8 protein-coding genes are annotated in these 11,305 nt (G+C 45.5%); 3 read left to right on the top strand and 5 right to left on the bottom strand.

Going from position 1 to position 11,305, the window contains the following annotated elements; translation table 11 throughout:
* Nucleotides 1-19: 19 nt before the first annotated feature.
* Together M2134_RS07730 and M2134_RS07725 are read left to right on the top strand one after the other, a co-directional pair.
* Nucleotides 20-1,399, top strand: coding sequence for a TolC family protein (locus M2134_RS07730; protein WP_280750148.1), 1,380 nt, complete (start codon nucleotides 20-22; stop codon nucleotides 1,397-1,399).
* 26 nt (nucleotides 1,400-1,425) lie between these two features.
* A complete protein-coding gene (locus tag M2134_RS07725; RefSeq protein WP_280750167.1) occupies nucleotides 1,426-1,908 on the top strand; it encodes a pyridoxamine 5'-phosphate oxidase family protein in 483 nt (160 codons plus the stop codon).
* 2 nt (nucleotides 1,909-1,910) lie between these two features.
* Here the strand turns inward: M2134_RS07725 and M2134_RS07720 are convergent, their stop codons facing one another.
* The 5 genes from M2134_RS07720 to M2134_RS07700 form a co-directional block, all read right to left on the bottom strand.
* A complete protein-coding gene (locus tag M2134_RS07720) occupies nucleotides 1,911-4,778 on the bottom strand; it encodes a hypothetical protein (protein WP_280750147.1) in 2,868 nt (955 codons plus the stop codon).
* 125 nt (nucleotides 4,779-4,903) lie between these two features.
* The gene (locus M2134_RS07715; RefSeq protein WP_280750146.1) at nucleotides 4,904-5,746 is read right to left on the bottom strand and encodes a PepSY-like domain-containing protein; all 843 of its coding nucleotides are present in this window, start codon (nucleotides 5,744-5,746) and stop codon (nucleotides 4,904-4,906) included.
* A 65-nt stretch (nucleotides 5,747-5,811) separates the two neighbouring features.
* A complete protein-coding gene (locus M2134_RS07710) occupies nucleotides 5,812-6,261 on the bottom strand; it encodes a PepSY-like domain-containing protein (RefSeq protein ID WP_280750145.1) in 450 nt (149 codons plus the stop codon).
* A 283-nt stretch (nucleotides 6,262-6,544) separates the two neighbouring features.
* Entirely contained in the window at nucleotides 6,545-7,813 is a 1,269-nt protein-coding gene (locus M2134_RS07705) for a HAMP domain-containing sensor histidine kinase (RefSeq protein ID WP_280750144.1), read from the bottom strand.
* Nucleotides 7,814-7,819: 6 nt separating this feature from the next.
* Nucleotides 7,820-8,500, bottom strand: a complete 681-nt coding sequence (locus M2134_RS07700) for a response regulator transcription factor (RefSeq protein WP_280750143.1) — start codon at nucleotides 8,498-8,500, stop codon at nucleotides 7,820-7,822.
* Nucleotides 8,501-9,160: 660 nt separating this feature from the next.
* Here M2134_RS07700 and M2134_RS07695 point away from each other — a divergent pair.
* Complete coding sequence (locus M2134_RS07695) at nucleotides 9,161-11,251, top strand: ATP-binding protein (RefSeq protein ID WP_280750142.1); 2,091 nt, start codon at nucleotides 9,161-9,163, stop codon at nucleotides 11,249-11,251.
* Nucleotides 11,252-11,305: the final 54 nt, after the last annotated feature.

The raw sequence follows: 11,305 nt of genomic DNA, 5'->3' as shown, positions 1-11,305 counted from the left end.
TCCATAGAAATTTATAGAAATGAATGCAATAAAATATATAACGTTGATCGTTGTCGGCCTGTTCTGTTCCCATTCCCTGTATGGTCAGAATATGACCCTGGAAGAATGCCGCCGCATGGCATTGGAAAACAACAAGCAGATTGCAATCGCTGAACGCACGAAGGAGAAAGCACATCTGACCGTTCAGGCGACGAAGACCAATTTCTTGCCGAAACTATCCGCTGAGGGGTTGGGCTATTATAATAATACGAACCGGGATCTGAACCTTAAGATGGGACAGATGACCCTGTTTGATCCCAATGACCTGAGCGGCATGGTGCCTACGGAATTGATGCCTCTCCTCAACCAGTTCTCCGTTCTGAATATCCCTGATATGAATTTCAACCTAAAGACATCTAACACATACGTGGCAGGCGTGAATCTGGAGCAACCAATCTATATGGGAGGAAAGATTACGTCGGCCTATAAGATGTCGAAGGTGGGTGATGAGATAGCCGGTTTGAACCGCGAGCTGACAGAGGACGAGATTATTCTGGCCACCGACAAAGCCTATTGGACCTGTGTGCAGGCACGTGAGTTGGAGAAGTCGGCCACGCAATTCAAAACAACAGTAGAAGAGTTTCACCGGGTGGTACAGAATGCCTGTGAGGCCGGCATGAAGTCGAAAAACGATCTAATGAAGGTGCAGGTACAACTCAACCAGGCGGAACTGCAACTGCGCCGGGCGGAAAACGGCGTACGCCTCTCGCGCATGAATCTCTGTCACCTCCTTGGGCTTCCACTTCAAAGCGAAATAATGCCGGCGGAGAGCTTCTCGGAACAGGCTTTTGAACTCAGTGGCATGGCCGATATCACTGCCCGTCCCGATTGGGCAATCCTCGACAAACAGATTGAATTAAAGAAGTACGAGAAACAATATGTCCGGAGCGATTTTCTCCCTCAGGTCGGTGTGCGTGGCTCTTACAATTACATCCATGGCATTCGATTGAACAACGATCCTCTTTTCGACGGCGGTTCCTTCTCGGCGATGGTCTCCGTGCGTATCCCTCTGTTCAACTGGGGAGAGGGTGTGAAGAAGGTAAAGGCTGCCGAACGGGAACGGCAGATTATGCAGTTGCAACGCGATGACCTGGGTGAAAAAATGTCTTTGGAAGTGGAACAAGCCCTGAACCTCTACAACGAAGCCTTACTTGAGATCAGACTTACCCGCCAGGCACTCGAGCAGACCGAAGAAAACCTACGCATGAGCCAAGACCATTATCATGCTGGATTGGAAACGATCTCCGACTACCTGGAAGCGCAGACGCTCCGCCAACATGCCGATGGTGAATACATCATCGCCCGCACAAAGCTGGAAATCCATAAAACGGAGTATCTGAAAGCAACCGGGAGGTTGTGAATAAAAATAGTATATTTGCACACATGATACAATACGATAACAGCTCTGTACGCCGGCAGGATCGGTTGCTTCCTGAAGAAAGGGCGCTTCAGCTTCTGCGTGAAGGGGAATATGGCTATTTGTCGATGACACTTGAAAACGGTAAGGCCTATGGCATACCGCTCAATTATGTATGGACGGGAGAGGTCGTTTATTTCCACTGTGCGCCGGAAGGCATAAAGCTAAAAGCTATGGAGAAGAATCCGGCTGTCTCTTTTTGTGTGGTCGGGCATACGCATGTGCTTTCTGCTAAATTCACAACAGCCTATGAAAGTATTGTTGTCGACGGGCGGATGGAGCTTGTGGCGGATGACGAAGAGCGCATGAAAGCCCTCGAAGCAATTATCGACAAATACTCCCCCGAACATAAAGTCGTTGGTCTGAAATACGCGAAAGGATCGTTCCACAGGACATACCTGTTGCGCTTAACGCCTGAGCGCATGACCGGAAAATGCAAACAAAAGCTGTAAGATCAGAAGCTGACGGAGAATAAACCCTCGACCTGGAAACTGCCATAATCAATAGGTTGCGTGAAACGCATTCCCACAGACAGGGGATAGCTCATGCGGATGACGTTCAGGTCGAAGATCATGTCTGCCCCAACGCTGCTTTGTTGATTCCATCCACTATTTTTCTTTGCCTGATTTTTGGTCAGATCATAGAACATATTGCTGCGGATGCGCTGCAGGTAAAGCAGTCCTGCCAGGTTCCAGTCTGGTGAAGCAATCGTGAAGGAATAGTCGGCTTTGAAGGCCATTTGTTGGCGGGTCTGGTAGATATAGCCATATCCACGGGGCTTGTCGATGATGCGCGTAGGCATATACATCCAATTCTTATCTATACTCTGGTATTGATAACCCAGGCGAAGCATGAGTCCATGGTTCTGCCCGATTCCCGGCCAGTAGGTGGTTAGTCGGGCGGCATACAGGCTACCGAAGTTCTCGTCGTTGAAAGGCATAGTGAGGTGTTGCAGGCGCAGTTGATATCCCCACTTCGGCAATAGGTCACGCTGTGCCATGCGGCGGTAGTTATAGAAACGAAGTTCGGAAAGAATGTATTGAAAGTCTTTGAATTTTTTGCTGTCGTGTTGTTGATAGCGGTTGTTGGAATAATAATAGGTGATTGAAGGCTGTATGCCTCGTATGTAATGATTTTTCGTCAGGTTGAAGGGGATATAGATGCGTGCCTCTCCTTCCAGGCGATTGCGACCGGTTCGAAGGGTTTCCGTTGTCTCTTTCTTTTCTTCGTTCAGCTTCCATGACATATCGAAAGCCTTACTGCCATAGTCCAGTTTTAGGTCGATCACCGGATACCAGCCCGAATAGGTAAACGAGAGTTTGCCGTGGTGGTATCCCTTATTGTAATACCAACCAAGCTGGGTAATGGCTGTGTTCAACGCGTTTTGGGAGAATACTGATACGCCGGGCTTTACAATCGTGGTCAGGTCGTCGCCACTGAAGCCCATCAGGTCACTCACATCATAATAGATCGGCGCCCAACTATGGACATGAAACAGGTTCGCCCCCTTGCGGTAAGGCTTGGGCTCAAAAGGAATAGGCGCTAATGTGGCGGTATCGATATTGAAAGCCTCCTGCCCAGCTAATGTCTCTGCCAACGCGAAGCGATAGGGATGGTCGAAATCGGCTTGCTCGGCACGTAATGAATCAAGCGGAAGCATTGCGATTCGGTATCCTTTTGCCTGGTAATCGGCGAAGAGCAGGTTTTTCTTGTCGGCTGAGAGTGTTGGCTGGAAAGCCCCGAAGCGGGCGGCGCTTACCCGGCTGATCTGCCGGGTGTCTGTGTTTAGGGCATAAATATTATTGGTTCCATTCAATCCCGACTCAAAGTATAATAAGCCATTATGCCAATAGGGCGAAGTGATATTGACCGAAGTAGGAGGGAGGAGCTCTCGGCTTTCTCCGGTAAGAAGATTCAGTTGCTGGATAGATAAGCCCTGGTTATCTACGGTAAGAGCGATTACCTGATCCTTTTCGCCAAAGGTTAATTCTTTAGCAAAGGCATTTTCCGGTAACGTATAATGAGCAATCTCTTCGCCATTTTCAGCGTTTAACAGTATGATTTTGTTTGTTCCGTCGGGCATAGGAGAGGATACTGCGATTCGTTTGCCTTCTGGGTCAACGGCAGGCGAGAGATAACGCTTTCCGGGTGTCAGGATATTTGTTTGCCCGGTTTGTAGATCATATTGCTTGATAACCGCATAATTCTCATGCGTCCAGCGGGGACCACCCACGATCTCCGACCAATAAACCTTACTCCCTTGCAGTTGAATGCGTCCATTGAGGATACCTATATAAGTAAGTCGTTTCTCTTTCCCATGCGTAAGAGCTACCAGGGCGTTGATATCATGCAGACTTGATTTGATGGCAATAACCGTAGAATCGTTAAGCGATTGCGGATAGCGGTAGGAAGTATAACGCGAAACCGCCGGAGAGGCGTATGAAGGTGTCTGATAGTCTTTGTCCTGCTCTTTCCATTCCTCTTCCAGGAAAGAAAAAGTCTGGTTGAAAAGATCGTTTACGCCGCCGCCCGTATGATATTTTATGGCATTAATAAATGGAGGAAGATGAAAGAAGCGATTGACATAACGGCTGGTGATCTTATCCCATATATCCGCCCCATAGGCCTGTTTGGCATACGAGGTCATATTATAGCCCAGTGCATAATAATCGCCTGTATAGTCTTTATACGACCCCAGGTACCATTTATCAAACGAGAAAGGCTTGTCGGACATGATTTGTGCACGGTATGTCATATGGAACTCCGGCAATCGGCCACGCCCACTGTTCGACATCGCCGTTTCGACCCCTACCGCATCTCCTTCAAAAAACCATTTGGTGGCAAACAAAGAGGTGACACCAGCCGCCTGTTCGCCGATCAGGAAATACAAGGGGCGGAAGATACCGGTCATGAGTTTGCTGGTTTGAACCACATGGCGCGATTCGTGAAGCACCAGATGCTTCGTCCAGGCTTGCGATTCTATCTTATAAGAGGGAGTCGTAACCAGCTCCATGCGGCGCGGGGTCCAGGAGACCATACCGTTCGATTGCATATTGCCCGGATGCAATACTACCGGGAAGATAGATTTGCGTGGCATACTAATCGTTTTCTGAACCTGCGGAAACAGGTGTTCTAACTGGAGGGCATATTGGTAGGCCATCGAATCCATCCCTTGCGGATAGATCAGTTTATAATTGGACAGGTTTACATAATTCCATTTGTAGCGTGCCGGATCGTTCCCATAGTTTACAAATTGCGCTTTACTTTTCAGGAAGGGACACAAGCAACAAAACAGGATAATAAGATATTTGGGTGTAGACATAATTTTCAGCTAATATGCAAAACTATGCATTATTCTGCACAAAAAGGTTATCTCTCGGATGGAAACAATAAAAAACTCCGTACGGCAGGTTGCCATACGGAGTCACCACACACGATACGAACCGCTTAAATCCCCGGGTCGTCTGTTACGCTTTTTCCGTCTTCACTGATCAGGCAATAGTAATCCCTGTCGCTCTTTTCCAGTTCGAACAGGTAGAAAATGCCATCCGTTTTTTGGATAATATCAATATCGTCGATCTTATATCCGTTGTATTTAGAGGTGCCTAAGGCATCAATAACCACCTGTGGCACATCTGCCCGGCGTATCTCCCATTTAGTGAAAACCCATTCTTCGGCATTGTCGAAATAGATCTCCTTGTAGGTCTTGCCATCTCTGATTTCAATCTCCAGGTAAGCCCCTTCGCGATCAATATCCAATATGCCGGAAGCATTGGGATACAGTTCGCGTATCTTATCCATGATCTTTTGTGAGACGGCAATTGGCTGATGCCCGGTGTCGCCCTCTTCCTGCGTCACCTTTATCAGAGTGCCCTCTTCACTGAAATAGAGATCATACTCCTGGTTGCTTTTTTCAACCTCCAACACATAGACTACTTCCGTGTCGACCCGCTCCAGTTTATCCACATCATCCACACGCCAGTCGCCATATTCCGTCGCTTTGAATCCACTCTGAACGGCTGCCGGCAGATCGCTGTATCGCAGGTCGGTCTCTGTCAACAGCCACTTGGCTGATTGATCATACCAGGCTTCCAACTCTTTCCCTTCATAACGAAACTCTACTGTTTTGTATCCGTGTTTGTTTTCCCACTCCACGCGTGAGGCGCCCGGATATTGCTGGCGGAATGCCTGCACGAAAACATCTTCCGGAATGTAATTGTCGTCGTTGCAGCCAACTGTTGTGACTAATCCCATGGCAAACAAGGCCATCATACATACTTTTGCTTTCATACCTTTTAATTTTTAGTAATTGTTGTCTTTGTTTTTTCCTATATTCATTTTCCTTTGATGAATGCTTAATCGGCATCCACCTCTATTATTTCTTCTTTTTTATTGAAGGAGAGTTCTATGCCATTGTTCAGTTTGATTTCCCATTTTTTGAATTCTTTTTCAATGGCTAAAACAATCTGTTTGGGGAAGTTCTCCTTAATGTAGGCTGTTATTTTCTTCGGGATGATAACGGCGGGAACCGCTTCCTTCTTTCTCTCTACCTCTGTCCATTCACCGTTGCGGGCAAAATTCACCTCTGTCCCATCGACCAGGATTACCTCATAGCCCGATATCCAGAAAAGATATTTATCTATTTCAACATAGGATATATGGGTGTTTCGGAAGTGAGTATTGAGAAATTCACGGCTGGTGGCCGGCAGATTCTCCGCTGTCGCAGCATTTCTGTCATTGTCGGCCCATAGGCTTGTCGACACCGCCAACAACAAAATCACGCATAAAGGATAGACTCTTTTCATCTTTGTATCTTTTTTGATACAACAAAGAAAAGGGGGGATTTGGGAAAGAAGTTGGAAAGAAGTTAAGAAGTTAAGAAGTTAAGAAGTCAAAGAAGTTAAAGAAGTTAAAGAAGTTAAGAAGTCAAAGAAGTTAAGAAGTCAAAGAAGTTAAGAAGTCAAAGAAGTTAAAGAAGCAAGAAGCCAAAGACGTAGAAGTATTTTGTCTAACTTCTTGACTTCTTAACTTCTTACTTCTTTAACTTCTTAACTTCTTGCTTCTTTGACTTCTTGCTTCTATGACTTCTTACTTCTTCATTTCCAACAGGAACTGATGCTTCCCATTATAATGGTAAGAGACGTTGATGTGGTAAAGGTCGGCAATGGATTTGACAAGTGCCAGTCCCAGGCCGGTAGAGTCGGGGCGGTTGGTTTGTTTGCCAAATCGTTGGAATAGGCGTTCTTTGTTCAATTCCGGACTTTCGCTGGTATTGCTGATAATGATCCGGTCAGCCAGGAGCTCAATATAGATCTCTCCGTCGGGTATGTTATGGACAAACGCATTCTTGATCAGGTTGGAGATCATTGTATTCGCCAGGTCTCTGTTCATGTGGAAGGTTGGTGCGGCTTCTTTCAGGATGAATACGTTGATGCGGCGCTCTTCATGGATCTCTTTGAAGTCGGCTACCATATTTTCTATCACCTCCGCAACGGCAATCTCTTCTGTTTCCGGGAACTGGCCGTTTTCGATACGCGACAATAAAAGCAACGCTTTATTCATCTTCACTATCCCTTGCAGTGTGCGGTGAATGCTGGCCATTTCCATCAACTGTTCCTCCGTGCAATGAGGATCTTCACTTAAGAGCTCCAAGCGATTTATGCTAACCGCTAAGGGCGTTTGCAATTCATGAGAGGCCAATTCGACAAACTGTTTCTGTTGGTTGTAGATATCGCTTCCCCGTTGTGCTGCTTTGACAAAGGCCTCGTTAAGCGTCTTAAATTCATCGATATCCGTCGCGTTGGCCAATGGCTGCGGTTTGGCCGGGTGATATCCGCGCAACCAGCCAAGGATGGCGTAGAGCGGACGGAAGCTTTTCTTGAATACGAAGTGCATAACCAGCAGTATCGCCCCAAGCAGAATGATGTATAATGCAATAATACTCCATACGATAGCCTCTTTCAAGTCTTCCTTTTCAAGGGTGGATATTTCTATTTGCAACTCATAAAACTTCCCGTTGGCCGCCAGGAAATGAGTGCGGAGCACCCGGATCGGTTCATGCTCCCGTTCCACTTCGATGTATTTTGTGGAGTCGAAGAATAGATCCCGCGACAGATCAGCCTGCTCGGCCGGTATCTCCCGGATATAATAGCTGTTCATAATGCCGATATTATCTCTCAACAGGCTTTCGTCTTCCAAGACGTGTTTGATGATGATCTCCTTGTAATTCAACAGGGTATCATTGGTTTCGTCGTTCACCTCATGCATGATAAAGAAGTAAAAACCGAAAGCCCATACTGTCATAATGATTAATAGAGGCACTAACAGATTCCGTAACGTGTATTGGCTCAGCTTCATATCCTGTTATTCTTCGTATGTCATTTTATACCCGAATCCATAAACCGCTTTGATTTCCGGCTTTGCTCCCGAGGTTTTCAGTTTCTTTCGCAGGTTCTTCACCTGGCTGTAGATGAAGTCAAAGCTATCTACCTGATCGATGTAATCACCCCAAACCGATTCGGCTAAAGCATCTTTGCTCAATAATCGTTCGGGATTGGTTACAAAATAATAGAGCAGGTCGAACTCCTTCCGGTTCAACAATAGCTCTTCGCCATCGATAAAAACGGCATGCCGGTCGGGATAGATAATGATATTGGCGTAGGAGAGATTCATCTCGCCATCCTGCTGCTTGCGGCGGATAATGGATTTTATCCGCGCATTCAGTTCCGCCAGATGGAAAGGCTTGGTCAGGTAATCATCCGCTCCGAGATCTAATCCCCTCACCTTATCGTCGATCGAGTCCTTGGCAGAGACAATGATCACACTGTCTTTCTTTTTCATCTTTTTCAACTCCTCTAACAGCGAAAGGCCGCTGCCGTCGGGCAGCATAATGTCCAGGACGATGCAGTCATAGCTGTAATCATTCATCTTCCATAACGCCTCCCGGTAATTGGCTGCCCATTCCACCACATAACGCTCCTTTTCCAATGAGCGTATCATCACATCCCGCAGGGAGTCTTCATCTTCTATAACCAATATTTTCATGTCTCGCCATTCTCTTAATTGACAAAAATAATGAATAATTCTGTCAAAATTCTGGAATCCTAACTATTCCGCGCATTTGACTTATTTTGTTTTTATATACCTCCGACAGGAATTTGCAATCTCTCTTATATTTTCGCTGAAAAATGACCTTAAAACGGGCCATATGTTAATACTTCGTAAAATGATAGGTTTAACACGCATGCGTTTTGCTATCAAAAAGTAACCAATTCCCCGAAATAAGACACTTTTTGTCAGGGATAGACCGATAAATCGGGATGTATATAGGGTGATTAGCTTACGTTTTAATAGTGCCTAGGGGGTGCCTCCGTACTGCCTCCGTAGTGCCTCCGTACTAACTATATAAAAAGTACGTAGACAGTACGTAGGCAGTACGTAGACAGTACGTAGGCAGTACGTAGGCAGTACGTAGGCACTCCCTAGGAAGTCCTTAGGCAGAATACCCCCGGTTTGTAGCTAAAAATAGCCTATTATATGTCATTTGTTGACTCATAAACAAGTGTTAAAAAAGGTTTATATGCATTTGTGGAGGGGATACATCGGGGGGGAGTATAAAAATTTCACAAAAATATAATCTGACCGAACATATTATGATTATATTTGTTTATTGATTGTATGCCTAAAAACACGCTTTAAATTGATATGATGGAGTATCGTAAAAAATATAACCCGATTAGTAACAAGTACTTTAAAGAAAAAGAAGAAAAAACCGCTTGGGAGTGGCATTCCCATGTTTTCGATTTATTGTTCTACTCCAAAGAGGATTCTGCTATAACGGATGCTTTGAGTGAATTGCTCACCTGTTTTGGTGTCGACCGTGCCTACCTGGGTCTTATCCATACGGATGGTACGCAAATCTCTTTCAAATATGAGGCTACGGCTGAAGGTGTCAGAGGAATCATTGAATTTCTTGACCAACGATTCTTAACCCATCTTCACTTAACGGAGAAGGAGTTGCCCTGGTTGTTTTCTCAATTAAGAGCCAAAGAGGATATCGTCATGCACAATATTGAGCGAATTCCTATTGATGCGATAAACTGTCGGAACATGATCAAGGATAACAATGTTTGTTCTCTTTTGTTTGTGCCTACCGATAGCCGCGGCGTGATCAATGGCTTTCTGGGCATAGAAAGTGTCAACGAACATAGAGAATGGACTCCTGAGGAGGTAGAGCAACTCCATATCTTTGCCAAGTGCTTTTCTTATATTGCTGATCAGGAGATACTCAAAGAAGAGGCCAATATCTTGGCGATGCAGACGACACGCAATGACCTGTTGCTGCAAATGGTGGTGGAGAACATACCGGTAGGTATAGAGATTTACGATGAGAAAGGGTATCTGATAGAGATTAATCCTGCCGGCCTTGATATCCTGGTGACTACACGTGAAGATGTACTGGGGGTAAACCTGTTTGAGAATCCGACGATTTCCGATGAGGTCAAAGCCCTTATACGAAATGGGGAATATGCCTATTTTGAGAATAAATATGATTTTGGGCAGATAAGTGATTCGCACTATTTCCAGTCAAGCGCACAACAGAAATACAAAAGCCTGGTTGGGAAAAATGTGCCGTTAAAAGATGCCAATGGAGATGTTTTCGGATACCTGCAATTGGTCTATGATAATACGGAAGAATACATTGAGCACTATGAAAAGATGCGACTGGCTGTCGATACAGGAAAGTCGTTTATCTGGGAATACGATGTGAAAGCAGATAAGGTCACTATAGACTATTCATTGAGTGATGAGTCCCTTATTTGGGGGGAGAAATCCGAAGAACGCCCGAAGATCGGGCAATCCTATAAGAACCATCTGCAACGGATTCATCCCGAAGATACCAAACGGGTCTTTGATGAAGGAGTTCTCCCCTTATTGCAGGGGCAGATAAGCGAGTTTTCGGCTACCTATCGTCAATGGGTGCATAATCAATATTTCTGGCTTACGACTAATTTCCATGTCTATAAATATGATTCGGAAGGCCTTCCACTCCATGTGATGTGTTATTCGACAAATGTGACAGAACAACGCGAGATGGAGCTCGAATTGTTACGAACCAGGGAAGTGGGTAAGCTCAAATCGGCTTTTATCGAAAATATGAGTCATGAGATACGTACGCCTCTCAATGCCATAGTCGGCTTGTCGTGCTTTTTGGCAGATGCCTCCGACTCCGAGCAAAACCGGGAGCTGACAGACTGCATCCGGTCGAATAGCGATCAGCTACTGCGTATTGTCGATAAGATGCTCTATTATACGCAGTTAGAGGCAGGAACCGCAGAGTTTGATTTTAAAACCATAGAGGTCAAGCCGTTTTGCAAAAGAATCATGGAGAAGTATTTGCCCAAGATGCCCGCCGGTGTCAAGTTGGTATTTAAAGAACTACCTCATTCCGTCTCTTTATATACGGATCCAATGATGCTGAAACAGGTTATTTCTCAACTGGTGGAGAACTCTATTAACTTCACCCGCGAAGGCAGTATTACGCTCGCTTACGAAACGGTCGGGAATGATACCTTACGCTTTACCGTAGCCGATACGGGCATTGGTATAGCGGATGCCGATATGGAGACGCTTTTCTATCCTTTCTATAAGGCGGAAGCTTTTCATAAAGGGATAGGGCTGGGGCTTTCGATCTGTAAATGGATTATTGATGCTTTTGGTGGAGAGATCCGTGTCGAATCAGCCTTAGGAGAAGGTAGTATTTTTCAGTTTGATTTGCCGCTTCGGAAAAAGTGATTTTTTTTAATGGGTTTATTCTGTATTTTTGCAAACATAAGGTTCGCATACCTA

The organism is Parabacteroides sp. PM6-13, from assembly GCF_029892605.1.
GTDB lineage: Bacteria > Bacteroidota > Bacteroidia > Bacteroidales > Tannerellaceae > QVMG01.
This window is presented reverse-complemented; position numbering and strand designations above follow the sequence as displayed.

Bases quoted from the DNA above. Each gene is read 5' to 3' on its own strand.
- M2134_RS07730 (WP_280750148.1), top strand. From the start codon at position 20: ATGAATGCAATAAAATATATAACGTTGATCGTTGTCGGCCTGTTCTGT.
- M2134_RS07720 (WP_280750147.1), bottom strand. From the start codon at position 4,778: ATGTCTACACCCAAATATCTTATTATCCTGTTTTGTTGCTTGTGTCCC.
- M2134_RS07715 (WP_280750146.1), bottom strand. From the start codon at position 5,746: ATGAAAGCAAAAGTATGTATGATGGCCTTGTTTGCCATGGGATTAGTC.
- M2134_RS07710 (WP_280750145.1), bottom strand. From the start codon at position 6,261: ATGAAAAGAGTCTATCCTTTATGCGTGATTTTGTTGTTGGCGGTGTCG.
- M2134_RS07705 (WP_280750144.1), bottom strand. From the start codon at position 7,813: ATGAAGCTGAGCCAATACACGTTACGGAATCTGTTAGTGCCTCTATTA.
- M2134_RS07700 (WP_280750143.1), bottom strand. From the start codon at position 8,500: ATGAAAATATTGGTTATAGAAGATGAAGACTCCCTGCGGGATGTGATG.
- M2134_RS07695 (WP_280750142.1), top strand. From the start codon at position 9,161: ATGATGGAGTATCGTAAAAAATATAACCCGATTAGTAACAAGTACTTT.